Raw genomic sequence first — 26,300 nt, forward strand, 5'->3', positions numbered from 1 at the left:
TGTGTTATTTATCCCTTTAAGTGTTTTTTCATAAAGTTTTGGATTTTCTATTTGTCTTCCTCTGCTGTCTGTTAGGAAGTGTTTTATCCCTATACCGGTGGCTTTTCCTGTTTTTTGGCAATGGCTCTGGCTTGTCTTCAACTTGGAGGATCACGAACCACTTTTCCTATTCTCTCACGCTTTATAATCACGCCTTTTATCATTTCCTTTTTTGGTTGGTGTAGTTTAATTTTTATAGCTCCAATTTTTGATAAAATAAGCTTATTTCCTTCAAGCTTGAACCCCGATTGATTATAATTCATGGTCTTGTACCATTTTTCCTTTGTAGCCTAATCTTCCCACCTTTTTACCATTCCTCTTCAACCTAGAAAGGACTCTGATATTGCTCCAGAGCTGATAATTTACCATTTGCAAGACTTTACTGTAGACTTTTTTAGGTTCTGGTTTTTCTTCATTTTTTAATTTGACTATGAGTTTTTGTGTGTCATTGGGGGTTGGTTTCTGTTCTGGTTTCGTTTAGTTCTTGGAGTAGGCGGTTGTAGAGCCACCTGCAAAGGTCAAGATGTTCAAGTAGTTTATCTTCAACTGTTTTCGATGGGTAAATGCGGAATTTGTAGCCGAGCATTTCCTTGCTTCTCCACATACTTTACGCATTGCACAAAATGATACTGGAGAGCATAGACAGAATACGCTCCCCTATCAAGTTCATATTTTTTCATGTTTATAGTATTATTTTTACAACTAATAAAAATATAGGCTTTCATCCCCCTTGGAGGGGGACTTCCCGCTAAAAAAGTTAAAGCCAAATGAGATGATCACCTTCTTTAAAAATAACTTCCAAGAGGCATCATATACTTTTTTTAACTAAAACTGCGAAGTTTAAAGCCATTTTGGTAAGGCATGTACTCTTTTTTATTCTTCTTTTTTTTTGAGTTTTCTGTGATGTTCCACTATTTTTCATAAAAAAGAAGGAATGGGAATAGAATTAGACGTTTATGGTGGTCTTGTAGATAGTTGAATCTTCATATCCACCTGAGAAAGGAGTGTCAGATATCATTATATCGACCTTCGCTGGTGTACCCCCCTCTACGTATGATGATGCGCTGAACTTAATAGTTTCCCCTGCCTTGGCATTGTTAGTGTTCCATGCAAGCGGATCAGTTCCTACGACTTTACCTTCTGCATCGTACCATTTAAGCACGATCTCGAGATAATCAAAGTCTGTTGAGGGTGTTATTTGACCGGTTACAGTATAAAAGCCATAGCCTTTCGGCACTACTTTAAGGTCTTCTACTTTTAAATTGCTGGTCTCTTCTGATGTTAAATTGCTGGTCTCTTCTGATGTTAAATTGCTGGTCTCCTCTGATGCACATCCACAAGCAGCCACTACAAGCACCAATAATACTAGAGGCGCTAGTTTCTCCATAATTTCACCTCCTTATAATGGCTAAAATACCACTTATACCTAAAAATACGGTCCCTGGGATCGCGAATGCTGATATGCTTATCAGGAGCCATATAGCGCTTACAATCAAGATTATACCACCATTCCTTGGGTTTTCACGCACATAAACGGCCCCTATTATACCCAGGATAGATGCCATCACTGCGCTTATACCAAGATAGAGCACCTCTGATGCAAACACCGAAAAAAAGATTGCAAAAAGACCGCCAAGGAGTCCGAATATGCTCCCAATTATCCCAAGCACCATTTCAAGTATCCTAGAAGTCCGCATCTCTTCAACCAATTCAATCACCCTCTACAATATCCATCATATTGTACATACAAAATATTAAAGTATCTAGTATATAAATGTAGTTATTATCAAATAATAAAACAGTATGAATAAAAAGGCAATCATGTCCAATATTAATAACCAATATAAAAATAAAACAAACCGATACCAAATACGGATACACAAAGCAACTCTTATATATTCACCAAAAACTTAGAAATGTTAAAATATCATATTCACACCCCCAAAGCATAATGAATATCAAAAAATAGGAGAATATAATGCTGTTAGAGAGGATACAATGGACATACTAGCCCACATATTCATACCCCTGACAATAGCATATTTCCTCAAAAAAGAACTCAACCCATACTATACCTTCACCTTAGCCTTTCTAGGCCTACTACCAGACCTCGACAAGGTCATAGGATTGCCCGGCATCCTACATTCCATTATTACACTAACAATCATCATATTACCAATCCTTATAATCGAAAAAATCACCAAAAGATCCTGGACCTATACGAGTATAATAGCCTTCTTCATACTCTCCCATCTCCTACTAGACCTCCTAGACGCCTCCCCAATATTCCCACTCTACCCATTCACTAACATCGGCCTAATAATAGAATTCCCCCTGAAGATATCATTCACCAACCCCAGTTTTTCATTCACAGGCCCACCTATACAAGTAACCTACACCAGACTCGAAACAGGTTTTAACACATACGGAGGGATCATATCAGGCTTTGGGATAACATCAATGCTCCTTTTCATCACACTACTTACAACAACCAAAAATAGGGAGAACACACAATAATCCTGAAAGTCCCACAGTTGCTGTGTGAAATTTCTCCACACAAAAAATTGTATAATATAATTACTCCCAGATACAATAATATGATATTCATTGTCGGTGGTGCAGGTTACATCGGATCCCATGTTAACAAACTCCTATCAAATGAAGGATATAAGACACTAATACTCGACAATCTTAGTAAAGGACATGAAGAATTTGTCAAATGGGGGAAATTCATAAAAGGAGACCTTAAAGATAAAAGACTACTTGCGAGGATCTTCAAAGAATATGACATAAATGCAGTGATGCATTTTGCAGCCCTCACCGACGTAAGAGAATCCATCCAAGACCCCGGATCCTATTACAAGAACAACGTCAAGAACACATTAAACCTCCTAGATGCCATGCGAGAAAATGTTAAAAAATTCATCTTCTCATCTACCTGCGCAGTCTATGGGAACCCACTGGAGATCCCAATAACCGAGGATCATCCATGCAATCCCATAAGCCCCTATGGTCGCTCCAAACTCATGATAGAAAACATCCTAGAAGATTACAGTAGAGCATATGATTTCAATTACGTTTCACTAAGATACTTTAACGCCGCTGGCGCAGACCCCCAAACCGAGATAGGGGAATGGCACGAACCAGAAACCCACCTAATACCAATAATATTAGATGCTGCAATCGGTAAAAGGGAAAACGTTCAAATCTTCGGCACAGATTACCCAACACCAGACGGCACATGCATAAGAGATTACATCCATGTAATGGACCTTGCAAATGCACATTACAAGGCCCTAAGGCTCCTAGAAGAGGATAAAAGCGAAATCTTCAACCTAGGCAATGGAAACGGGTTCTCAGTGAAAGAAATTATAGAAACTTGCAAAGAAATCACAGGAGAGAAAATACACACAATAGAATCAAAGAAAAGACCAGGAGACCCCCCAATCCTAATTGGAAGCTCAAAAAAGGCCAAGAGAATCCTCAGATGGAGGCCGGAATTCGCCGATATAAAAGATATAATCGAAACAGCATGGGAATGGCACCAAAAACTTAACAGGGAGACTATTTAGCCTTCAATGTTAACACGAGCCCCACCACCAAAAGTAGGATGAATAATACAAATGAGACCATCATAAGAGCCCGGAAAGATCCACCAGCCACAGATCCCCCCACAAGATATACATTAACCAGAAGAACTATCAATGCCATGCCAATAAGTTGACCTAACACCCTAAATGTTACAAGGGCCGCTGATGCCACCCCCCAAAAACCTTTTTTCCACAGCCCCCATGAGAAGTTTACTATTCGGGATGGAAAAAAATGCAAAACCCACACCCATAAAAACCAAACCAATAACAATCCAATAAAGAAGACTTGAAAATGAAAAGATAACCATGGCCAAGATTATAATAAAAAACCCACCGCGGCGATTATTTTTGGACACATCCTATCTGAAAATCTCCCAGCCACCGGCGACGCCAATACTATGAAAAAAGCCTGAATTGAAAGTATAACACCAGTCATCCAAGGATCCAAACCATGAAAGTACTGAAGATACAAACTCAAAAGGAAAATCACAGGATACCCAGCAAAATAACTTATAAAAGTCGTGAACCCATTCCATGCGAAAGCTCTATTCCTGAATAAATCAAAATCAAATAAAGGACTATCACACCCACACTCATACCTATAAAGAAAATATAACAAAAACATTCCCACGACAAAAATAAAAAACCATAAATTGACCTGAATGATAAAAAACCCACCAGGACAAAAACTAATGAGATGGCCATCAAAAACGCTCCTAAAAAGTCAAATTTTTCACCCTCAGCCTCCCTCCATTCAAATCTTATCCTACCAGTCGCATATGCACACAGAACACCCAATGGCACATTAAAATAGAAAATACTCCTCCAACCAAAATATTGGGTCAAAAAACCTCCAAGGGTGGGGCCGAAAAATAATCCGAAATATGTTCCAGTAGCGGACCATCCAAGAGCATAACCCCTATCAACCGGTGGGAAAACAGAAAATATAATAGCCGAAATGTTACTAAAGATCATAGCACCCCCACACCTTGAATAATCCTAAAAAATAAAAGCATCTCCGCAGAAATAGAAAATCCAGCGAACACAGATGAAACCGTGAAGAGTATGATGCCAAACTGGAATATCCTCCTCCTCCCATAAATATCGGCAAGACGGCCCATGGGGATAAGTAGAACAGCTACCGCGAATAAATAGATGGTAGGCACCAATGAGAGTATAAAAGGATCCATACCAAGCTCAGAGCCCAAACTTGGAAGAGCCACATTTATGGATGAAGCCACAAAAGGCGTTAAAAAAGATGCCAAGATCGCCATAAGAAGAGCATATGACCGTGGATCCTCAATAATCCTCATATGGATAAACTCTATAAAAGCTATTATATGAAATTTGATAAAGTGATAAAATATGAAAACCATCGTAACCGGGGACGTCACCATAGACTGGATACAATGGCCCATAAAATCCCATGAAATAACTGATTATAGTGAAAACTGGAAAACACATCTAGGATTCCACAGAAAAGCCCTAGAAGGAAGGGCTCTCTTACTCGCTAAAATGTTGAAAGAAATAGTCCCAAGAGTCGAACACCCACAAATATTGGGCAAACCCGAAAATACCAGTCCAGCGGAGTTTGTACATTCATTCGCCGACCTGGAATTATATAATGGAAAATATCTCATAAAGAGTTTCCTAGGATACACAGGACCCGAAAAAGGACTCCCAAAATTACCATTCAAATTCAAAGACACGAAAGCAGATATCATCGTTATAGATGATGCCGGCAACGGCTTCAGAGAACTAAAAGAAAAATGGCCATCATCCATTATAGAAGATAATCCGCTCATCATCCCCAAAATGTCAGCACCACTCTTTGAAGGCAAACTATGGCACCACCTCCAAAAAAACCACCAAGAAAATCTTATAGTCATAATCACAGTATATGACCTCAGAGAATTAGGCGCCAATATAAGCCGGAGGCTTTCATGGGAACGCACAGCAGAAGACTTCATCTGGCAGATACACCACAACCCCCTACTAGCCCAGCTTAAAGAACTGAAACACCTCATAGTAAGAATAAACCTAGAAGGTGCCATATACTACCAGGCCGGGTCAAAGGCTAAACTTTTCTACCATCCACAACTCTTTGAGGGCGACCTCAACGCCCAATCTCCAGGTAGAATGCAAGGCCATGGCTGCGCATTCACAGCAGCTTTCACAGCAACCATACAAAAGGGGTTAGAAATCGAAGAGGGTATAATAGAGGGTATAAGATCCTCCCAGAAACTATTAGATGAAGGTTTCGGTTCAAAACCGGATTATCCCACTAGCAAGGTATTCTCTGGTGGCGACGAGGCCAACATAGGCATAGTAGAAATACCACCAGTTGAGAGATTAGAAGGGTGGACCATAGCCACCTCACCCCCACACTTCGACATAAAATCAGTATCAGAGCATATTGTCATAGAAGGTTACAAGGAAAAGAAGTTCCCCCTACCAATAGCCCATTTCGGGAAACTCATAACTGCTGATAAAACAGAGATAGAAGGATACCAGAGTATAAGGAATATAATGATAGAATACCTTAAAAATGAAAGAGTTGAAAGAACGCTTTCTATAGGAGTGTTCGGACCCCCAGGAGCCGGTAAATCATTCGCAGTATCCCAATTAGCCGCTAGCGTGGACCCAGAGAATATAAAGACCCTCAATTTCAACATTTCACAATTCCGGGACGAAAATGATCTCATAGGCGCTTTCCACCAGATAAGAGATGCCGTATTAAAGGGTAAGATACCCCAGGCCTTTTTCGACGAATTTGATTCCCCATATAATGGTAAAAAGCTCGGATGGATAAAATATTTCCTATCCCCCATGCAAGATGGAGAATTCAGAGAAGGAGACACCACCCACTAGGAAAATCAATACTCATATTCGCTGGAGGTACCTGCAACACATTTGAAGAATTCGAATCCCAAGACAAGAAACTCCTAAAGGAGGGTAAAGTCCGAGATTTCATAAGTAGACTGCGAGGTTATGTTAACATCATCGGCCCAGATCCCATAGACAAAAAGGACAAATTCTATATACTGAGAAGAGCCATACTACTAAGATCATTATTTGAAAGGAAAACACCCCACCTTCTTGACAGCAAAGGCAAGCTAAGGATAGACTCAGGTGTCCTCAGAGCCTTCCTCATGATACCATCCTACAAGCATGGTGTAAGATCAATAGAAGCAATCCTAGAAATAAGCCTACTAGAAGATGTTAAGAAATTCGAAAAAGCATCATCGCCACCCGCAAGCCAACTAGACCTACACGTTGATGGAGAACTTTTCCACAAACTACTAACAAAATAAAAGACCAAAGCCCTTGGAGGTAAAATCCGTTGAAAAACGACTTTGAAAAACTTCAAGTCAAACTCCTAAAATACGCCCATAGAGGAGATCTTGAAGGGACGGCGAAAACACTCCTAAAACTAGGCGAAATCTATCAAAAAAATAAAATGGAAAACCAAGCCCTTGAAAGTTATGAAAACGCCAGGAAACTTTATAATAAATGCAAGAATCCTAGAGGCGATGCCCAAACAATCCTCAATATCGGGAAAATCTATGAAAAGAAGGGAGAACATGGAAAAGCCCAAAGAATGTATAAAAAAGCCGCTGAGAAGTTCAAAAAATTCAATGACACTAAAAACCAAGCCACAAGCCTCTACCATCATGCCAGACTATTAGAAAAAAAAGGCAAATTTGAAGACGCCCTAAAATCATACAAGGAATACCATAGACTCGGCACAATAATGGATGATAAAACAATGCTATTAGCATCCTATGCTAGTATAAAGCGTATAGAAGAATATTTAGCATCCACTAGTCCGGTCAATCATTGGCTCCTACTTTCGGCATACATTATTGGTTTATTCTTTGCGGAAATTTCAACATCATATCTGAATGTGCCCACCGGTCTTGGGATCCATGCCATTATATTGTTCATATTATTTTTACATTCTTCATTAGCCCCCAATGAAAAACTTAAAAGGCTCCTAAACTCCATGATGATACTACCACTACTCAGGATTATAGGACTATCAATGCCAATAGTAAAGATCCCCCAGCTCTATTGGTTCATAATAATAGCAATACCACTCTTCGCAGCCTCATACACACTAATGAAAATCCAAGGACTGGGGATAAAAGATGTTGGCCTAACTCTAAAAAGGCCTATTTCACAATTCTTAATAGCCTTGACAGGAATCCCACTAGGTTATATCGAATTTAAGATACTACACCCAAATGCTCTAATACCCGAAGCAAGCTTACAATATCTTCTATTGGGTTCTATGGTGTTAATAGGCACAGGATTTGCGGAGGAGATATTCTTCAGGGGGTTACTCCAGAGGAATTCGGAGGATCTCCTCGGGGCATTCCCGGGCCTATTATACACGGCTATACTTTTTAGTATATTCCATATCGGGTGGAAGTCAGTCCATGACCTTATATTCGTATTTTTAGTCGCTATTTTCTATGGTTACAGTTACCATAAAACAAGGAGCATAATTGGTGTAACATTGTCCCACGGATTATCCAATTCAATACTATTCCTCTTCATGCCATTCCTCTAATAATCCTTTGATATAATCTATAAGTTCTTCGCGTATACTTTCATCCCATAGGGCGAATTCAATTGAACTTTTAAGCCAGTCGACCTTGTTACCAATATCATAGGTTTTACCATCGAATAGGTAGCCGTAGATTCTATCAAGGCGTCTCATTGCATCTGTCAATTGGATTTCACCACCAACACCAGGGGGGGTATCCTTTATATGATCAAATATTTCACTTTCAAGAAGGTATCTTCCTATTATAGCAAGATTGGATGGGGCCTCATCTGCTGGGGGTTTCTCAACCAGATCCTCTACAAGATAGAGGTTTCTAGTTATGGGTTTGGGGTTGATCACACCATACCTTTCAACTTTTTCCATCGGAACTTCTTCCACTGCAATAACTGATGAACCATACTCATTATAGATGTCTATGAGTTTTCTGATACATGGAATCTTTGATGATGTTATTGTATCACCGAGGAGTACTGTGAAGGCATCCTCACCATCAATGTGCTTCTTGGCGCAGTAGATAGCATCCCCAAGGCCCCTCTGTTCCTTCTGCCTCACATAATAGATATCCGCGAGTTCAGAGATTGCCTCAACCTCCTTGAGGAAATCTCTTTTACCATTCTTTTTTAGGAAATATTCGAGTTCGAATGATCTGTCAAAATGATCTTCAATTGATCTTTTACCCTTACCTGTTACAATGAGTATATCATCTATGCCAGAGGCAACAGCCTCCTCAACCACATATTGGATGGTTGGCTTGTCATATACAGGTAGCATCTCCTTTGGCTGAGCTTTAGTAACGGGTAAGAACCGGGTTCCAAGACCAGCTGCTGGTATCACCGCCTTCATGAAAAGATCCTCCTCCAGGAAAAGAATGTTACTTTCTCATTTGGTTTGATCTAAATATCCGCGTAGAGGTTGGTTATCGTCCCATCCACTTTTGTGACTTTTTCTATTATGACGACGGAATGAGTCCAATGTCGCCTGCGTTATTCTCTAGGGTGAGTACTGTGGGTTGCGCAACCCTTTGTGTTGGTGATTTCCATAAAATAACAGCAACCGCTATTATGATAAGGGATACTATGATCATAATCCATGCTTTTTTTTGTCCATGTTTTTCACCCTAGAGTATTGTGATCACCTTATAGGCTACTATGGTCGCGAATACGATTAACAATGGTATTATGACAATATTAGATTCAGAGACAAATGACCTTATCCTGTGGTTTGTGGTTTCCTCTGAGCCTAAAATTTCCTTTAATGCTAAAAACAATATGAGTGTGCTCACTGCTATTATACTACATGTCTGTACTGTGGTTGTTGTTATGGTCGTTGTTGTCGTCGCAGTTACTGTAGATATCATAATATCCCCCAGTTTTTCTTTTTGAAACAATATAGTATATATTTTTCTATTTTATTTTGAGTTTTTTTATAAATTCAGCCTTCTTGATCCCTTTAATTTTTAGGGTTTTGTTCCGGCTTTTAATACCATTTATAATTTTAACATCCCTGGATAGTATCCTGGAAAATTCTTTTATAAGTTCCTTGTTGGCCCTTCCTTTCGATGGTGGAGACTTTAATTTAACCTCTAATCGTCTTCTCCATGGATTATACCCGCCAATTTCAAACTTTAAAGACCCCGGGGAGACTTCTATATCAACTAGGAGATCTTCACCATCCTCTTTTATCCCATTCATTTCTCATCACTGGACTCACACATCATTATTAGTTTGCAATCCAAAAAATTTATATGACAACTCATTGTATATTAAAAATAACATTGCCCCCACATGATATGCAGGGGTGGTCGAGTGGTCAAAGGCGCTAGGTTGAGGGCCTAGTGGGGGAGTCCCTTCGCGGGTTCGAATCCCGTCCCCTGCATTATAATAGAAAAATTATCCATCTTCTGGGAATAATCCCATCTATGATTCTTTTATTATTTCTCCCTTGAAAATAGGATAAGAGACCATATAATAGAGGGGATATGAGAGGGTGGGAGAGTCCAAGGACGCTTCTTTATCCATGATTATCTGATATCATTCACATTCCATTGCCTTTATAAGTTTAGAGATGATCTTGTTAGACAATATAGGATCGTTTAGAGCTCAAATTTTTAAAATAATCTCCAATAATTTAAAGCAACATCCTAGATGAATGAAAACTTTTAATAACGTTTTTTACTTTTTAAGAAGCTCTAAAATCATCTTTTTCCCAAAATTGGACCAAAATATTTATATATGAGGTCCATGTCACAATGTTATATCATCCCAGCACCCCCATATGAGTGCTGGGATGTAGAGGCGGTAAAATTTCGATCAAAGGGTTAATCTACATTCTAATGGCATGCCTCCTTATACTAAATGTAGGAGCATGTCATGCACAAGATAACATAACAGCCAATAATACCCAAACAGATTATCAATCCGAAAACTTATATGCTGCAGCCGGGGATGCCCAGACACCCGTTACAACAGGAAATGTGATAACCGCGGCTAAAACCGTCAAAGATTATGCAGAGAAAAATAATGCAATTCCATCAACCGTCCAGGTTGGAAGTCAAAATGTGACAAAGGAACAATTCACATACCTTATGGCACAGGCCATACTAAACATCAACAGAGATGGTAAAACAACAACCACAATAAGCCCAGTAACAGTCTCACAAGCGCCTAACTCAACAGGAAAAGCAACAGGCACCCTAAAAAAATCAAATTACATCACATTAGCATCTTCAGTGGCTAATTTCATAAAAACAAACGGCAGATTACCCAATTATGCAACTACCGTTATTGGGAAGATAAACCCAGAGAGCATAGCCTATACTATGAGCAGAATACTCGCATTCTATAATGACAACAAGAGATTACCCAATTATGTTACAGTGAAAAATATCCAACCAACAAACTCAGGAAGTTCATCAACAACCCAAGGAGACACATCAAATTCCGGACTCACCCAGTATCTTGTCGCCACGGCAAACTGCCAGGTAAACGATCCCAGTATCCAAGCATTAGCATCCCAATTAACCAAAGGCCTTGCAAGTACATGGGATAAGGCGAAGGCCATCTTTAACTGGGTCAGGGATAACATAGACTATAACTTCTACTATAATACAAGGTATGGTGCTGTCGGAACCCTAAAATATCGGACTGCCAACTGTTGTGACCATGCACATCTTGTCGTGGCACTTGCCAGGGCGGCCGGTTTACCGGCACGTTATGTGCATGGGATCTGCACATTCTCCAGCGGAACCTACGGGCATGTCTGGGCCGAATTATACGTCGACGGTAAATGGTATAGTGCAGATGCAACAAGCAGCAGAAACAGTCTAGGTGTAATAAACAGTTGGAACACAGCAACAGCAACAATATTAGGAACATATGCAAGCCTACCATTCTAGGCACGCCCCTTATACTTTTTTATTTTATCTTTTTTACAAAAGAGAGGATGACTAGATACTCTTCTATTATGCTATTCCGTGGAGGACAACATCAACTACGATAGAAGAAGCATCAAATTCACGAAACTGTTTGTGGGGAGATGTAAATTAGCATAAGATGTAGTGGAACCAGCATGTGAAAATTGAGACTTTTGCCTTCTCCACGGGAAACTCTTCACGAAGTCCCCTCCAAGGGGGTGGGATAATCCACTATTATCTCAACCTTGAGTTTAGAACCCTGTTTTAGATCATCTATCAGTTCTTTTTTAAGGTCACAGGCGGCCTTATCAGCTTTTATCATAAGGGTTCTGTCGCATATATAATCGCTTTTACGACACACAATATCCCTTGGATGATCCAGGGTCAGACTTGGATGACCCCTACCTGTTATTTCATCCTTTGCATTCTCTGTTTCTAATACAACTTTGATCATGGCATTTTCTTTTGCAATAGCCTTTTTAAGTTTCCTTGGAAAATCCTTCATGGAAACTGATGAGTCAACACCTATAATACAATCAGCTGTTTTCCCAATTTCCTCGTCCATGGTAATCTCAAATGTAGACTTATGCTTGGAAGTCACATTAGGATGGCCCCTAGCATAAAATGTATATTTCATGATATCATCCCCAAAAATAGGTTTTTAACTTTATCGACGGGGAAACCCCCATCTGGGGGATGAAAACCCAAAAACCTTATATACATAAGATAATATATACAAAGGTGCTCAGTTATAAAATCTTCACTTGTCTTGTTCCACAAGGCCTGGGAGAGCTAGCAAGACAATCTGTGAAGATAAATGTGGACACTCAAGACGGGAGCTGGGGACAGACCCCTCTGAGCCCGTGGAGATGAGAAAACTCATTGAAGGGGAAACCCCCAATGGGGATAGTATACATCCTGTAACATATTAGAGTGGTATGAGAGGAACCTATTGCTTGATTATTAGGATAGGGAAAACTTTATCTTTGAATGTTGGGGCCCTTGGTAGGGTTAAAATAGAACGTGGATATTATGTATATGTTGGTTCTGCTTTTAATTCATTAAAGGCGAGGATTAAGAGACATCTTTCAGGTGATAAGAGGATCCATTGGCATGTCGATTATCTTCTAGCCCATGAAGATGCGATGATAGAGGATGTGATATTCACAGCAGATAAAAGGCAGCTTGAATGCCTGATATCCAATGGATTAGAAAATCAGGGGTCCATATGGGGTTTTGGATGTTCTGATTGTAAGTGCAGATCCCATCTACATTATTATAAGGATCTTGGGGTTGCGAAGAATGCGATTTTAAATGTTATGGGAGAATTAGGCGTCAAGGTCATGTTCCTCGAGGATCTAAAACTCTAAAAACTCCCATTTTTGAGTTCTTTGAAGAATTCTTCGAATTCGTCCATGGCGAGTGGCTCTGGTACTGTGAAATCCTTGTTTTCATAGATTCTCCCAGCAAGCTCGTGATAGACCATGGCCTGTTTCGAATTTGGGAATTTTTCTATAACAGTCATTGCCTCGATTTCGCTTTTAGGTACAAGTTCACTCCTTGGTATGACCCCTATAACCTTCGATCCTATCCTTTCTGCGAAAGATCCCACGATCTTGGCCTCATCCCTGATACCCTTACAGTTGCAGATTATCCCCCCGAGTCTGCTTTTGAGTTTCTTTATACCTTTAGCTATATTATTAGCTGCATAGAGTGACATGTATTCTCCTGATGTTACAATGTAAACTTCATCTGCGAATTCTTCCCTTAATGGTACTGCGAAGCCCCCGCATACAACATCGCCGAGCACGTCATATATGATTATGTCAAAGGATTCCTCAAAGACGCCAAGTCTTTCAAGGAGGTTCATGGCAACTATAACCCCACGGCCGGCGCAGCCAACCCCTGGCTCGGGGCCGCCGCTCTCGACACATGATATATTATTATAGCCCCTGTACACTACCTCCTCAGGGTGGGGTTCTTTGTTTTCCCTTAGGATGGATAGTACTGTGGGTATCCTTGAACCGTATAGTGTCCTTGTGGTGTCGGCTTTGGGGTCGCAGCCTATAACGAGCACGTTATATTCTTGGGAGTAGGAGGCTGCTATGTTGGCGACGATGGTTGATTTCCCAATACCGCCTTTTCCATAGATTGCTATTTTTTTTGTCAATTGGGGGACCTCACAGGTTCTTATGTTTTTACCAGCGCTCCTATGATATCGCCCCTTGTGATGATGCCTATGAGGTTGCCTTCATCGTCTACTACTGGCAGTCTCTTTATTTTATGTTTGTCCATGAGTTCGGCGGCGTCTGATACTGATTGTTCTGGTTTTATCGTGATGGGTTTTCGTGTCATTATCTCATCAACTAGTGTTAGTGCAGCCTTTTTTATTCCCTTCACTATTTCATCATATTCATGTTTCATTCTGATGGGTAATTCTATTAGATCCAGGGGGGATGGTAGTATTAGGTTTAATTTGGGGGAGTGGACTTCGAGGAGTCTTATGATGTCCCCTTCACTTAATATGCCAACTAGTCTATTGTTTTTGTCTAGGACTGGGGCGCCGCTTATCCTGTTCTCCCTTAATATTCTAGCGGCTTCTTCTATCCTCATGTCATTTTTGATTGTTATAACATTTTTTTGCATCGCATCTTCTACTTTTATCAAATTTATCACCCATTATTCCCTTTTTCCATTATCTTATATACGAGGTCTCCGGGTCTTACCCTATCTGTTACTTTGACCCCCACCCTACACTTCTCGGCCTTTTTAACGTTTTTTCCATTTATCTGTAATGATTTCACCTTCTCTGTTATTGAGCCTGTGGTTTTCCCCTGGATTATTATATCATCTCCTATTTTGAGTTTGTCCCAGAGTCTGATTTCAGCCGCTCCCGCTTTCCTGTAATAGTTTAAGACTTGGCCTATGTCCTTTTTAATATACTTGGCCCGGTTTTGTGGGGGTCCCTGTTTTGGATTGTTAAAATAAAATCCTTCATCAAATCCTCTGTTGAATACTTTTTCAAGTTCTCTGATCCATTTCCTTTTAAATTCCCATGAACCGTTGAGGTGAGAGTCTATGGCTTCCCTGTAAACACGTGTTACTGTCGCAACATAGTCTGCTGGTCTTGCTCTTCCCTCGATTTTGAGGGCATGTATCCCAGCATCAATAAGGGATGGTATATGTTCTATCATGCAAAGGTCTCTTGGACTTAGAATATAACTTTGGATGTTCCCTTGACCAGCCTCTAATATTAGTGTCTCACCATCTTCTGATATCAGTTTCCAAGCTTTTCTGCATGGTTGGAGGCATTCCCCATGATTTGCGCTTTTACCATAAAGGTGATAGCTTAGGAGGCAGCGCCCCGATATTGCCATGCAAAGGGCTCCGTGGACGAAGACCTCAACCTCTAAGGGAGACTTTCTCACGATTTCTTTTATATCATCAAGTGAAAGCTCTCTTGATAATATAACCCTTTCAGCCCCCATCTTCTTGAGCACATCTAAACTTCTAGTATTGGATATGTTGGCTTGAACGCTTACATGGACGTTGAGTCCATTATCAACGGCTAGGTCGATGGCTCCAAGATCTGATACTATTAGAGCGTCCACTTCAAAACTGTGTAGTGATGGTAGCTTCGATTCTAGCTCCTTAAGATCCTTGTCCTTGAGGATGGTGTTCGTACAAACATATACTCTTTTATTGTTGTCATGGATCATCCTCGTGGCCTCTTTTATATCCTCTAGACTGAAATTAGAGACATTAGCACGTAGGTTACATCCTTCCATGCCAATATAGACTGCATCGGCACCATTTTTAAGGGCTGCAGAAATTGAGGGGAAATCTCTAGCAGGTGCTAAAAGTTCAACCATAGCCTCACCAGCAAGGAATCATATTCCATGTTTTAATGGTAGTGGGGTGGGATATTCCCCATCAAGGCATCCTGTGCAAAGATTCTCTTTGCTGATGCCAATAGCCTCTACTAGGGATTCTATGCTCAGATAACCTAATGAGTCGACGCCTAGTATGTCTCTTATCTCTTCGATTGTTTTGTTAGATGCTAGAAGTTCCTTTTTTGTGGCCATTGCAATACCATAGTAGCATGGTGATGTTATCGGAGGACACCCTATCCTAAGGTGTATTTCCCTTGCTCCAGCCCCTTTTAGGACGTCTATAAGGGCCTTTGATGTTGTGCCCCTAACTATACTATCATCTATGAGCACTATCCGCTTGTTTTCAAGTTCCGATTTTATGGGGTTCATTTTGAGTTTAACCGCGGTTTCTCTTTCTTCCTGGGTTGGCATGATGAAAGTGCGGCCCACATAACGGTTCTTTATAAGGCCTTCACCATAGGGTATGCCTGATTCTCGTGAATATCCTATCGCAGCTGTTATGGCAGAGTCTGGTACTGGCATTACAACGTCCACATCTGCTGGGTGTTCCCTGTAGAGTGCTCTTCCTATCTTTAGTCTTACCTCGTAGACGTTTCTGCCATCGATGATACTGTCTGGTCGTGCGAAGTATACGTATTCGAACATGCAATGGGCCCTTCTCATCTTCTCGGAGCCTTTGATGATATGCGACTCTTCATTGTTTAGGTGGATTATCTCCCCTGGTTGAACGTCCCTTTGGTATTCGGCGCCTATAACATCGAATGCCACGCTCTCGGATGCCACCATCCTAGTCCCGTCCTTTTCTGCTAATGCTAATGGTTTTATCCCCAGGGGGTCCCTAACAGCATATAATCCATGGTTGAAGAGTATTACAAGGGAATATGATCCTATGAGATGCTTCGAAGTCCTTTCAATGGCCTTCATCATATTGTTGTCCTTTTGGTATTCCCTCCTGATCAAATGACTGATAACCTCAGAATCTGTGGTTGATCTGAAGGTGTACCCTTCCCTTTGTAATTTTCTTCGAAGCTCCCATGAGTTTACTATGTCACCATTATGGGCTATGGCAATATCCAGGCCGTCTATTCTACTGTGAAATGGTTGTGAATTCTCTATCCTGGACTGTCCTGTGGTTGAATATCTTACATGGCCGATTCCAATGTTACCCTTGAGTTTTTTCAATTTTTTGCCATTGAAGACCTCATATAGTAGTCCCATCCCCTTGTGTGTGTAGAATTTTTTTCCGTTAGAGGTTGAGATTCCTGCAGATTCTTGTCCGCGGTGTTGGAGGGCGTAGAGTCCATAATAGATGTGGGGGGCTATATCCTTGTTTTTGTCAAGGGAGTATATGCCCACGATACCACACTTGTCCTTCACCTTAGATTCTCCCCCCACCCCTTTTTTACTCTTCTTCTGTTCTGCTCATTAAAAACAGAATCGTCCTTATGGTCCTCAGGCAGGTTCTCGCATCCTCCTTTGAAGGTGCTGCAATATAACCTTGTCCTATGATGAGATTCTCAGTCTTAAGAGTATCTGCCACTTGTACTATCCTCTTTTCATCTTCAAGTTCTTCATCAAAAAGTTCTTTCCATAATTCATGGAGGGGAAACATTTCAAGGAAACTCTTACTTTTAAGTTCCTTGTATTTTTCCTTAATTTCATGGTGTTCTTCTTGGAGGTTGGTGAACTTCTCCTCTAATTCTTCTAATTTGGAGTTTAATTCCTCCTTTTCTCCTTTGATCTTCTCCAATTCATTTGATAATCTATTATTCTCATCTTTTAGTGTGCTGTTTTCATTGACTAGTTCATCTATCTCGGACTTGAATTGGAGCACCCTTTCTTCAAGTTTTCTCAATTTTCTTATGTTTGCGATTGAGGATAAACCGGCCCTTATAATAGCATTTTTTATCTCTTCCATCATGAGTCGGGGGTCAATGTATTCCACATCATGGCTATAGGGTAATTTCACCCTTTCAACGTGCCCCACACTCTCTTTGAGGTTCCTCTGGAACTTCTCTGCAAGTTCTCTGCCAGTTGCGTCAGCATCCGTGGCTATGAGGACTATATCAGCGCCTTCAACAGCCCTTTTAGCTATTTCTAGGCTGGTGGTTGGTATTATGGAAGAGATTGTGATATGATACTCAGAACCCAAGGAAACATCCTGAAGAGCCTTCGAAACACTCTCCACATCAGATGCCCCCTCAACGATTATACGAACATCAATGGGGCCGCGATTATTTAACATTTATTTCAACCTTCGACCATTAACTTTCTTATTCTGCCAACTATAACGTCTTATCCTCTTGGATCTTCCGAAGCCGCAAGCGGCACACACCCTCTTACGTATGTGATAAGCGTTCCTTCCACAACGTCTACATCTTATATGCAGACTCTTATTCCTTTTACCGAATGATGGAGTGCCTTTCATCGTCTAATCCTCCTAAAATAAGCTTTATAACTATTATTCTATGAATACTATGGGGATATATATACTATGTTATCTCCTCTAATTAATACTGTTCCGAGTCTCCTGGTAACTTCACCATTCTCCAGTTCCTCGGCATCATTCAACACAAGGTTCATATGGAGGTCGAAACTCTTCAGAACACCCCTGAATTCCCTGTCACCTTTCAGTTTAATGAGGACTGGAGAATTCAATGAATTACCCAGCGCATCAAGTGGTCTTTGTATATTACCTTTTTGCGGATTCACAATTATCACCCTAATACTTCAATTTAACTAAGAGCATATTTAACCTTATCGGCGGAGAAGTCACTCCATACCCCCCAAAGTGTGGGATGAAAATCCCACATTTATATATGTACAACAGATGAAAAAGTGGCTACCCACAAGATTAAACAGGTAACCCCACCACGTGCAAGTAGGGAAACATCCAAATCCCTTTTTAACTGCGAATAAAAACTATGAGTCTCACAAAATTTTAACCTAAACTCACCTTCTCCGGAGCCTCTGGATATAAAGTCGCGCCCAAATGTATGCGATCATACTACCAACTATATCACCCGCAACTATACCCCACCAAGCCCCGGCCTGTCCAAAATTCAAACAAATAGCCAGCAAGTATGTGAATATGACTATGAAGAGCAATTGTCTTATCACAGTTAATATGAGTGAGGTTATGCCTTTCCCCACCCCCTGGAACACGGAATTTGACATGAGCCCTGGTGGCATGAAAATATAGAATAGGCACATCACCCTAAGAAACTCTGTTATAACCGGGGCTAGATGACTTGTCCGAGGGGAATAGGTGAATATCCTAGAAATATACGGTGCAAAGATGAAAGTCAAGACACTCATGATTGTCGCTATAAGTATGCCTAACTTTATGGAATAACTGTGGGCTATTGATAGATTCTCGTACTCCCTGGCACCATATGCGACACCAGCAACCGTTATGGTGCCAGTGCCGATTGATATAATAGGTACTAAGCCTATCATAACTATCCTCCACCCAGCAGAATAAACTGCCACCGCATCCGTCCCAGCCACAGTGACAAGTATTATATTCAAGATTGCAACACCACCAGAGATCACTAAAAATTCTACACTGGCAGGTAATGCAACCCCTAGGATCGATTTCGCAACCCTAAAATCTGCCCTGTAATATTCTAATGACAGTCTTGTGAATGTGTCCCTCTTTTGGAAGAACCAATATAGTATGACAGCTGATACAATAAACTGTGATGCTAAGGTTGCCCAAGCCGCCCCAGCAATCCCTAATCCTAATAAGTAGATGAGTATCGGATCCAATATCATGTTAATTATGGATGAGATTATCATGGCATACATTGTACGTTTAGTGTCCCCTTCACCCCTTAAGATCCCATAAGCAGACCCATTAAATAACATGAAAAGTGTACCAGCAAAAACTATACGAGCATATACAACAGCAAGACCAATAGCATCCTTAGCCCCTAAGATTAAAAGCAGATCCCCTAAGAAAAATTCTAACATTACTGTTATAATAGCTGAAATGATTATGGTCAGTATTATCACATGTATTGCGCTGTTGTTCATCTTTCTTGTGTCCCCAGCCCCTATACACCTTGAAATAGTGGAGGCCGCGCCAGCCCCGAGACCATTTGATAAGCCGACCAGTATCATATAGAGTGGTGTGACGAAACCTATAGCCGCGAGGGCTTCACCTCCAAGACCGGAGACCCAGATAGCATCCACTAGGTTATAAGTTGACATTAGAAGCATTGCTATGATAAGATGTCCCGAAAGCTTCCAAATGGCCTTCTTAGGATCCCCTGTGATGATCGCAACACCCGTTGTTTCATTCTTACTTTCTTCCGGTTCTTCTTTTTTCATGAAACACCACTGATTTAATATTATACAAGAAGGAGAGGAAACCATTAGGCTTTCTATTTGGGAAATACACCCCTCAGATCACGCTCTTTATAAGATGTTCCACTCCTAAAATTTTTTATGGGGGGGACAATCTCCAATATTGTAACCAGGATATTTCTAAGATCCTCCTGGCCTTGAATGGGAATTTGGAGGGCGGCCAGCATTAAAAGAATTTAAAGGATATGATGAGATAATATATCAAAAATATAAGCCCCCATGATATATAAAGTTACTTTTATAAGAATTTAGAAGCGAAAAACCGCTAGAATGTGTGGGTTGATATTCTATTTTCCGGTTTAACCCCCTACTAATATTATTTACCAATTCTTTGTTGCCCTGACAAATTCTATGTCATCTTCACACTCATCAATTAATCCCGACTAAATAACCTTTTTATCCTCTCTGGATAGCCCCCCAAAATTAGGTGCTCATCTTTGAATGTAGGTTTAACGTTTTCCCATCCTCGTAGGATGAATGCCTATCCTTATATTGTAATATTTTGCTCTGTGATCGCCACCATTAGGTTTTTTTGATCTGTTTTAGGAAATTCTGATTAATGGGATCTTTGTAATGGTAAGTTCATCAGCTTGGAAGGTTAAACTAACATTGAACGATCCGAGATTAATGGGATGTTTGTACTGGTAAGTTGCATTGCGTGATAATCGGTGTAGCTGACTTCATAGGCACTGCCTTCTTCTTCCCACACTTCCTTTAATAGTAATCCCGTTGTCTTGTCATAATATCTTCTGACTGGATTTTAACGCCTCCCTCTTCTATGATGGTAGTGGTTTCCCAACAGTTGACAATTTTATCCATAACATTTATGGGTGCAGAGCCCACTATGGTCTCTGCTCCAGTTTCACCCTCTGATCCTCTGACTGGTATTGAGTCCCCTCCCCGTAACCTCTAGGTAAGAATATCATGGATGAGTATGTTCCATTATTGTCTTCGAGGGTTTCAGGGTCAAATACCATGGATTGGCTGGGAATAGGCTCCTGATATACTGATTCAGTCAGCCATACTGTTTCACCACTCATATTTATGATTTCTTCTATTTGCCCATTTGTTGCATTCCTATAGGTAACATTAACAGCCTGGTGGTAGGATTTGTTGTTAACTTGGCCACTTATTTCATAGTTTGCATATGAATTAGGGTTGGGTATTATATTTACTGGTCCCACGCGGCTGGTTTCCGGCTCTGAAAAAGGATCCCACAAGCTACTATACTCTAAAATCTCAGGTTTGTCTTCAACGTCAAAGACTAACAGGAAGCTTCTACTTTCCCCCGGGGGTATTCTAACACTCTCAGGAACATCTGTATCCTGGCCATAAAAGTTTGAATAACTCATATATTCACCGTCACCGAGTAAATTGAAATCAAGTGCAGAGACGGTTACAGGACCATCACCCTTATTTTCTACCGTGACATTCATTATAATAAACCTACCATGATTTGGAGAATTATCAATGATACTATCCACAATATATGCTGAATTCACCGTCACAGCCACATCCGCGTTAATCAAGAGACAGCCAATAGCATAAATCGCTAAAACAACAATCAAAAAATACCCAAAAGATGCTAAAACCATCTTCCAAAGCGTGCCAGACCTAAAACCTGGTATTCTAATCCTACGCGTAGTTCCACTCTCTATCCTCGGCTTTAAAGGAGATCCGCAACGCTTACAAAACTTTGCGTATGGGTGGATGTTTATCAATAAATAATTTCGGGTTCACATTGAGGAGCTTCTCCACCGATAAAGGATAACCGTCTATCACCCATTTGGGGGAGAATGTATAATATTTTTTTTTGAATTACGAACTACCATCGCCCTTACGCACATGGCCCTGGGAGGAGCTTGGTGGAATTCCACCCCACCTTTTATACTCACCAATAGAGTTCAGCCCGCCAACATCCCCGTGGATTCTGAACCCCCCTCAATGGGCACAAATATCAAGGTTGACACTCTCCACGGTTAAAACCGGGAGATTCTGGGTTTGTCGCTGATGCTAATCCTGCCCAGTTTTTGGGCACGTGTCAAGGCGGCCCCTCCCCTGGACATGTAGCCCAGGGGTTCGTTAGGCATTTAATCCAGTACTTCCTAGGATGTCGAGAGCCTCTCTCATTCACGATAGGAATTTCTACAATTTTTTTATCGGTACAAAGGATTAAGTTTTTTTTCATCTCGTGCATGAGCTTTCTTGTCAATTCTTTTGTAACTATCCCCCTATACTTCACACATATGCAGTTTTTGCAAGCAATAGAAAGTATAAAAAAATATGCTTTTCAGTTACAATATCAATTAGGAGGGTGTATTTGGTGGGAGGTTAAGGTCATGAAGAAGGTGCTTTTTGTCTGTAGGAACAATTCTGGAAGATCTCAGATGGCTGAAGCCCTCCTCAAGAACATTTATGGTGAATATTATGAAGTTTATAGTGGAGGGGTGGAACCAAAGCCCATAAACCCCTCCATAGTGAAGGTTATGGAAGAGATCGGCATTAGCATGAAAGGTCATAGATCAAAGAGTATTAAAGAGTTTCAAGGAAAAAAATTTGATATAATAATAACTCTTTGTGAAGATACATGTCCAATATTACCAGAGGCTGGAAAGTACATCCATGTTAAATTCCCAGACCCTAAAAATGCAGATATTGAAACATTACGCAAAATTAGGGATACTATCAGTAAATGAATCAAAAAGGAACTAAAACCTTGACTAATAAACCTCTAAGATTATTTTAGCGGTATTCTACCATCATAGAACCCTTGGAGGATCCGGGCATAGGGTTGACCAATTTCTATCGAAATTTTAAGATCATTCACATTATAATCTCGCGGAGGGTCTGCGAGGACTATCTGGCCCAGAACTTTATTATCGTATTTCACGGCCACTGATAAAAATCTTCGGATAATTTTATGGTCCTTTGGTATTCCATGGGCTATGGGATGATTTGTAGGATCGTTAGTGAAGAACGATTTTCCAGTGTCCATAGAATAGCCTAGCAAACCCCCATATTTTCCATTTTTTTGGACTTTAAACCTCGCCTCCCCCATACTATTATAATATGCGCATTGACTTGTAACCTGTGAAAACTTTATAGCAACACTATCACCATTTTCCGGGTCTATATATGTCACATAACAGTATCTGCTACCTGTTAATCTTCTCAATTCCTCAAATATTATGTTAGCGGCCTCTTTAACCGTGGATGCTTTTTTTGATCTTTTCAGCTACAATTTTCACCCTGTCCATGGCAGATCCCAGATATTTAAAGTTTTTCGAATCCGACATATGAGAGTACTTTTTCTGTGTCTTCGCCTAGTATATCTCTTGAACGTCTTTGACATTCTCTGATGACTGATTTTAGGTTTTCTTCACCTTTCCAGTACTTTTCAAGGTAATTGTAGCCGAGGTCCTGTGCTATCTTTTCTATTATGAGTGAGCAGAGGAATATGTCATCAATGTAACCGTGTGGTCCATAAATTTCCTCGGGTAGAATGTCATAGGGGGCCACTAAATATCCTAGGGTGGCGCATATCATAAGACGCGTTTTGGCCCCGATCTTATCATCATTTAATAGGTCTGAAAGTAGTTGGAAGATGTCTGGGGCATAATCTACTATCATCTCATAATCTCCCCTGTACTTGTCCAGGTTTTCCCTTAGAAGGTCATAGAATCCTTTAAACTTCATATTTTATCCTCCATGGATCCCGCATATACCCTGGAATATGCAGAATCTGCAAAAGTAAGTTTCCTTTGCCTCGAATTTTCCCATCCTTATAGAATCCACCATGTCCTCGATCTCATACTTTATCTTATATTCTGGGTCTGGTTCAAAACTTGTCCTTTTATTATCTGCTATGGTATATGCGGTTAATTTGTCAAATTTGTATTTGTCTGAGAGGGCATACTCATAGGTTCGAAGTTGGAAATCTACACCCATATATTCAATGCCACTTTTTTCCCTTGCCTTGAAGTCTATAAGTTCTATCTCACCATCCCTGTTTTTTATTATGAGATCTATCCTGCCCTTTATTATTATATCATCTTTGGGGATGGAGAACGGCTCCTCAACAGCTATAACCTCCACTATATAATCCCTGTTTTTCCTGTAATAATCTTCTAGTTGTCTTTCCACTCCTTCGATCTTTTCAGTGCCGCAGGTTTTAACGATCTCCTTAATATCTACCTCTTTTTCTTCTTTCATCTTCCTGTGCAACATCTCTAGGCAATTGTGGAGTATCTTACCATAAAGTTGCATTTGAGTCTCGGGGTAGACGAAACCATAATGGTAGATCATCATATACCTGAATGGACACTCCTTGTAGGTGTAAAGGGATGAGAAGTCAACGGTCATGATCTCATCCTCTCTGAGGCTTCTTTCAACGCACTTTTCAACCCTCCTGCAACCCCATTCAAGTTCACATTCCCTTACAAGCTCTTTTATGAATGGTGAATGGCCAACTTTCCTACTGCGAATCCTTGGGGTCGTTGATATTATTAGGATGTCCTGGGCCCGCGTCATGGCAACATAGAAGAGGCGGCGTTCCTCATCACCATCCCCGTTCTTGGAAAGTTTAAGATTCTCTGGGATCGGGATGAATATCCTCTGATTCCCCTTTCGGTATGGGAATCTCTCATTTGCCACGGAACAGATGATTACAACGGGGAACTCAAGGCCCTTGGCCTGGTGTATTGTCATTATCTTCACAGAGCCTGGAATGTCAAGGGTTTCACTATCATATTGCATATGCCTTGGTAGAAGATAAAAATACCACATGAAGTCCTGGACACTGGGCTTGGTGTGTGTCCTTTCATACTTATCAATTATTGAGCTGAGCTTTGCAAGGTTAAGGAGTTTCACCTTACTCTTATAACTATCATCTTCTATTAGACGCCCCAGGTAACCGGTGATATCAAGTATCCTATAGAACATATCAAGGATCTTCATGGGCTCATGCTTTAACTCATTTCTGAGTTTGTTCAAGGCACAGAGCTTCTCTATGTCGGCAGGGTCTGTTATCCCAACTTTTTTGAACGATTGCTCGTCTAGGAGTGATGATATTTTAAACGTTTTATCGAGTTTGTCAAGGGCCCTCTTTGTTTTTTTGCTGAGGCCTAGGAATTCTCCTTTGAACATTGAAATGTTCCACCAATCCCACCGTTTAAAATTATGGCGTGGGGGACTAAGATAGCCTAGGAAGTATAGTATGCTTTTTATTTCATCCCTCTCGAGGAATGAGCCGTCTCCGCGTACTATATATGGTATGTTTTCCCTTTCAAGTTCGGCTAGGATTTTGCCTGCATGATATTTCACACTCTTAAAAAGTAGTGCGATGTAACCATAATCTGGGATTATACCATCCCTTTTAAGATTTTTTATGAGTTTAACAATCCTCCTGGCTTCGTCTTTAGTATCCTTGCTTTCTATGATGATAACGTCATAGCCGCCTTTTCTTTTGGGTTTTATCCTTTTTTTGTGGTGGCGGTTTTTCTTCATGAACTCGTCTGCTATTTTTATGATACCGGCCCTTGACCTGAAGTTTTCATCGAGGATTATTTTATGGGCGTTAAACTTGTCCTCAAAGGATCTGATATTTTCCACGGTCGACCCCCTGAAAGCGTAGATGCTCTGGTCTTCGTCACCGACTACGCAAATGTTCCTAGAGGCTAGGAGTTCAAATAATCTTTCCTGTATTGGGTTAGTGTCCTGGTATTCGTCAACTAAGATATACTTAAATCTACTTTTTAGATCTTCTCTGATATTCTCATTGGATTCCAGGAGTTTAACTGCGAGCCTTTGAAGGTTTGGAAAATCCACCTTCCCTTCTCTTTTTAGCAAATTCAAGTATTCCTTGTAGCAGTCGCAGAGGCCATGATACCTTTTATTCCTCGGATGTTCCCTTTTTAGGGTTTCTTTGAGTTCATCTGGGTCTACAAGGTTTTCACTGCACTCATTAAAGAAGCTTATAACCTCTGGGACTTCTTTCATTTTAATGTATCTGTTCAGCCCTATCCTGTAGAAGTGGGATCTTATGAAGATGAGCTGGCTGTCCTCGTCTAGGATGTCAAAGTTGGCGCCTAGATCGTGATATTCGCCATATTCGCGCAGGATTCTATTGCAGAATGAATGAATTGTGGAGGTTTGCATCCTTTCAACATCTAAGCCTATACATTTTGTCAGACGATTTTTAAGTTCCTGGGCGGCCTTTTCAGTGAAGGTTATAAGGAGTATGTTCTCTGGATCCGCTTTTTCCCTTTTTATCAAATATGCTACCTTTTCGATGAGTACTCGGGTTTTACCAGTTCCAGGCCCCGCTATTATAAGTAAAGGCCCTCTATTATACTTCACAGCCTCCTCTTGGGTTTTTGTACATTCTTCCCGGCTATCACATAATGACCTGATCATCCTAAGGT

29 protein-coding genes, 1 tRNA gene and 1 pseudogene are annotated in these 26,300 nt (G+C 40.6%); 10 read left to right on the forward strand and 21 right to left on the reverse strand.

Going from position 1 to position 26,300, the window contains the following annotated elements; genetic code table 11:
• Window positions 1-484 precede the first annotated feature (484 nt).
• From MTTB_RS03465 to MTTB_RS03475, 3 genes are all read right to left on the reverse strand, one after another.
• Window positions 485-625 (reverse strand): helix-turn-helix domain-containing protein, encoded by a 141-nt coding sequence (locus MTTB_RS03465; protein ID WP_248565116.1) that lies wholly within the window; start codon window positions 623-625, stop codon window positions 485-487.
• Between the two features lie 360 nt (window positions 626-985).
• Window positions 986-1,426 (reverse strand): FxLYD domain-containing protein, encoded by a 441-nt coding sequence (locus tag MTTB_RS03470; RefSeq protein ID WP_248565117.1) that lies wholly within the window; start codon window positions 1,424-1,426, stop codon window positions 986-988.
• 4 nt (window positions 1,427-1,430) lie between these two features.
• Window positions 1,431-1,748, reverse strand: coding sequence for a DUF4064 domain-containing protein (locus tag MTTB_RS03475; RefSeq protein ID WP_248565118.1), 318 nt, complete (start codon window positions 1,746-1,748; stop codon window positions 1,431-1,433).
• A 289-nt stretch (window positions 1,749-2,037) separates the two neighbouring features.
• Between MTTB_RS03475 and MTTB_RS03480 the strand changes: the two genes are divergently transcribed.
• Both MTTB_RS03480 and galE read left to right on the forward strand, forming a co-directional pair.
• The gene (locus MTTB_RS03480) at window positions 2,038-2,556 is read left to right on the forward strand and encodes a metal-dependent hydrolase (protein WP_248565119.1); all 519 of its coding nucleotides are present in this window, start codon (window positions 2,038-2,040) and stop codon (window positions 2,554-2,556) included.
• Between the two features lie 80 nt (window positions 2,557-2,636).
• A complete protein-coding gene (gene galE, locus MTTB_RS03485) occupies window positions 2,637-3,611 on the forward strand; it encodes a UDP-glucose 4-epimerase GalE (protein ID WP_248565120.1) in 975 nt (324 codons plus the stop codon).
• Between the two features lie 528 nt (window positions 3,612-4,139).
• Here galE and MTTB_RS08445 read toward each other — a convergent pair.
• Window positions 4,140-4,870: pseudogene (locus MTTB_RS08445) on the reverse strand (MFS transporter).
• On the opposite strand from MTTB_RS08445, the gene MTTB_RS03495 reads away from it, so the two are divergent.
• The 4 genes from MTTB_RS03495 to MTTB_RS03510 are packed head-to-tail and all read left to right on the forward strand — an operon-like array spanning window position 4,785 to window position 8,205.
• Window positions 4,785-4,973 (forward strand): hypothetical protein, encoded by a 189-nt coding sequence (locus tag MTTB_RS03495; protein ID WP_248565122.1) that lies wholly within the window; start codon window positions 4,785-4,787, stop codon window positions 4,971-4,973. The pseudogene MTTB_RS08445 and the gene MTTB_RS03495 overlap by 86 nt on opposite strands.
• A 21-nt stretch (window positions 4,974-4,994) precedes the next feature.
• The gene (locus tag MTTB_RS03500; protein WP_248565123.1) at window positions 4,995-6,500 is read left to right on the forward strand and encodes a P-loop NTPase family protein; all 1,506 of its coding nucleotides are present in this window, start codon (window positions 4,995-4,997) and stop codon (window positions 6,498-6,500) included.
• Window positions 6,434-6,943, forward strand: coding sequence for a hypothetical protein (locus tag MTTB_RS03505; protein ID WP_248565124.1), 510 nt, complete (start codon window positions 6,434-6,436; stop codon window positions 6,941-6,943). Before MTTB_RS03500 ends, MTTB_RS03505 begins: the two co-directional genes overlap by 67 nt.
• A gap of 29 nt (window positions 6,944-6,972) precedes the next feature.
• Window positions 6,973-8,205, forward strand: coding sequence for a tetratricopeptide repeat protein (locus MTTB_RS03510; RefSeq protein ID WP_248565125.1), 1,233 nt, complete (start codon window positions 6,973-6,975; stop codon window positions 8,203-8,205).
• Here the strand turns inward: MTTB_RS03510 and galU are convergent.
• The 4 genes from galU to MTTB_RS03525 all read right to left on the reverse strand — a co-directional run bounded on the left by galU (window position 8,179) and on the right by MTTB_RS03525 (window position 9,893).
• Window positions 8,179-9,045, reverse strand: a complete 867-nt coding sequence (galU, locus tag MTTB_RS03515; protein WP_248565126.1) for a UTP--glucose-1-phosphate uridylyltransferase GalU — start codon at window positions 9,043-9,045, stop codon at window positions 8,179-8,181. The genes MTTB_RS03510 and galU overlap by 27 nt on opposite strands.
• A 106-nt stretch (window positions 9,046-9,151) precedes the next feature.
• Entirely contained in the window at window positions 9,152-9,286 is a 135-nt protein-coding gene (locus tag MTTB_RS08360; RefSeq protein ID WP_282570383.1) for a hypothetical protein, read from the reverse strand.
• A gap of 33 nt (window positions 9,287-9,319) precedes the next feature.
• Window positions 9,320-9,559 (reverse strand): hypothetical protein, encoded by a 240-nt coding sequence (locus MTTB_RS03520; RefSeq protein ID WP_248565127.1) that lies wholly within the window; start codon window positions 9,557-9,559, stop codon window positions 9,320-9,322.
• Between the two features lie 46 nt (window positions 9,560-9,605).
• The gene (locus MTTB_RS03525) at window positions 9,606-9,893 is read right to left on the reverse strand and encodes an ACR/YggU family protein (RefSeq protein ID WP_248565128.1); all 288 of its coding nucleotides are present in this window, start codon (window positions 9,891-9,893) and stop codon (window positions 9,606-9,608) included.
• A gap of 100 nt (window positions 9,894-9,993) precedes the next feature.
• On the opposite strand from MTTB_RS03525, the gene MTTB_RS03530 reads away from it, so the two are divergent.
• Together MTTB_RS03530 and MTTB_RS03535 are read left to right on the forward strand one after the other, a co-directional pair.
• Window positions 9,994-10,077, forward strand: a tRNA-Leu gene (locus MTTB_RS03530).
• Window positions 10,078-10,534: 457 nt separating this feature from the next.
• Window positions 10,535-11,596: a transglutaminase domain-containing protein gene (locus MTTB_RS03535; RefSeq protein WP_248565129.1), complete on the forward strand. Its 1,062-nt coding sequence runs from the start codon at window positions 10,535-10,537 to the stop codon at window positions 11,594-11,596.
• 214 nt (window positions 11,597-11,810) lie between these two features.
• Here the strand turns inward: MTTB_RS03535 and MTTB_RS03540 are convergent, their stop codons facing one another.
• On the reverse strand, window positions 11,811-12,251 hold the full coding sequence (locus MTTB_RS03540; RefSeq protein ID WP_248565130.1) for a DUF371 domain-containing protein: 441 nt from the start codon (window positions 12,249-12,251) through the stop codon (window positions 11,811-11,813).
• A gap of 319 nt (window positions 12,252-12,570) precedes the next feature.
• Here MTTB_RS03540 and MTTB_RS03545 point away from each other — a divergent pair, with 319 nt between their 5' ends.
• A complete protein-coding gene (locus MTTB_RS03545; protein WP_248565131.1) occupies window positions 12,571-12,984 on the forward strand; it encodes a GIY-YIG nuclease family protein in 414 nt (137 codons plus the stop codon).
• On the opposite strand, the gene cfbC is transcribed toward MTTB_RS03545, so the two are convergent.
• From cfbC to MTTB_RS03590, 9 genes are all read right to left on the reverse strand, one after another.
• The gene (cfbC, locus tag MTTB_RS03550) at window positions 12,981-13,784 is read right to left on the reverse strand and encodes a Ni-sirohydrochlorin a,c-diamide reductive cyclase ATP-dependent reductase subunit (RefSeq protein WP_248565132.1); all 804 of its coding nucleotides are present in this window, start codon (window positions 13,782-13,784) and stop codon (window positions 12,981-12,983) included. The two genes, MTTB_RS03545 and cfbC, sit on opposite strands and share 4 nt — an antisense overlap.
• A gap of 20 nt (window positions 13,785-13,804) precedes the next feature.
• Complete coding sequence (locus tag MTTB_RS03555) at window positions 13,805-14,281, reverse strand: CBS domain-containing protein (RefSeq protein ID WP_248565133.1); 477 nt, start codon at window positions 14,279-14,281, stop codon at window positions 13,805-13,807.
• Window positions 14,282-14,286: 5 nt separating this feature from the next.
• Window positions 14,287-15,486, reverse strand: a complete 1,200-nt coding sequence (locus tag MTTB_RS03560) for a U32 family peptidase (protein WP_248565134.1) — start codon at window positions 15,484-15,486, stop codon at window positions 14,287-14,289.
• 18 nt (window positions 15,487-15,504) lie between these two features.
• Window positions 15,505-16,884: an amidophosphoribosyltransferase gene (purF, locus tag MTTB_RS03565; RefSeq protein ID WP_248565135.1), complete on the reverse strand. Its 1,380-nt coding sequence runs from the start codon at window positions 16,882-16,884 to the stop codon at window positions 15,505-15,507.
• Between the two features lie 25 nt (window positions 16,885-16,909).
• Window positions 16,910-17,752 carry a toprim domain-containing protein gene (locus MTTB_RS03570; protein WP_248565136.1) on the reverse strand — a complete coding sequence of 281 codons (843 nt, stop codon included), beginning with the start codon at window positions 17,750-17,752 and terminating at the stop codon, window positions 16,910-16,912.
• Window positions 17,753-17,935, reverse strand: coding sequence for a 50S ribosomal protein L37e (locus MTTB_RS03575; protein ID WP_248565137.1), 183 nt, complete (start codon window positions 17,933-17,935; stop codon window positions 17,753-17,755).
• A 47-nt stretch (window positions 17,936-17,982) separates the two neighbouring features.
• Window positions 17,983-18,219, reverse strand: a complete 237-nt coding sequence (locus tag MTTB_RS03580) for an LSm family protein (protein WP_248565138.1) — start codon at window positions 18,217-18,219, stop codon at window positions 17,983-17,985.
• A 240-nt stretch (window positions 18,220-18,459) separates the two neighbouring features.
• Window positions 18,460-19,842, reverse strand: a complete 1,383-nt coding sequence (locus MTTB_RS03585) for an MATE family efflux transporter (RefSeq protein ID WP_248565139.1) — start codon at window positions 19,840-19,842, stop codon at window positions 18,460-18,462.
• Window positions 19,843-20,720: 878 nt separating this feature from the next.
• Window positions 20,721-21,446, reverse strand: a complete 726-nt coding sequence (locus MTTB_RS03590) for a DUF4352 domain-containing protein (protein WP_248565140.1) — start codon at window positions 21,444-21,446, stop codon at window positions 20,721-20,723.
• A 771-nt stretch (window positions 21,447-22,217) separates the two neighbouring features.
• Here MTTB_RS03590 and MTTB_RS03595 point away from each other — a divergent pair.
• Window positions 22,218-22,574: an arsenate reductase ArsC gene (locus tag MTTB_RS03595; protein ID WP_248565141.1), complete on the forward strand. Its 357-nt coding sequence runs from the start codon at window positions 22,218-22,220 to the stop codon at window positions 22,572-22,574.
• A gap of 41 nt (window positions 22,575-22,615) precedes the next feature.
• Here MTTB_RS03595 and MTTB_RS03600 read toward each other — a convergent pair whose 3' ends face one another.
• The 3 genes from MTTB_RS03600 to MTTB_RS03610 are packed head-to-tail and all read right to left on the reverse strand — an operon-like array spanning window position 22,616 to window position 26,292.
• Entirely contained in the window at window positions 22,616-23,113 is a 498-nt protein-coding gene (locus MTTB_RS03600) for a GAF domain-containing protein (protein ID WP_282570392.1), read from the reverse strand.
• Between the two features lie 38 nt (window positions 23,114-23,151).
• On the reverse strand, window positions 23,152-23,574 hold the full coding sequence (locus MTTB_RS03605; protein ID WP_248565143.1) for a YkvA family protein: 423 nt from the start codon (window positions 23,572-23,574) through the stop codon (window positions 23,152-23,154).
• 3 nt (window positions 23,575-23,577) lie between these two features.
• Window positions 23,578-26,292, reverse strand: a complete 2,715-nt coding sequence (locus MTTB_RS03610) for an ATP-dependent helicase (protein WP_248565144.1) — start codon at window positions 26,290-26,292, stop codon at window positions 23,578-23,580.
• Window positions 26,293-26,300 lie beyond the last annotated feature (8 nt).

The organism is Methanothermobacter tenebrarum, from assembly GCF_023167465.1.
Taxonomy (GTDB): domain Archaea; phylum Methanobacteriota; class Methanobacteria; order Methanobacteriales; family DSM-23052; genus Methanothermobacter_A; species Methanothermobacter_A tenebrarum.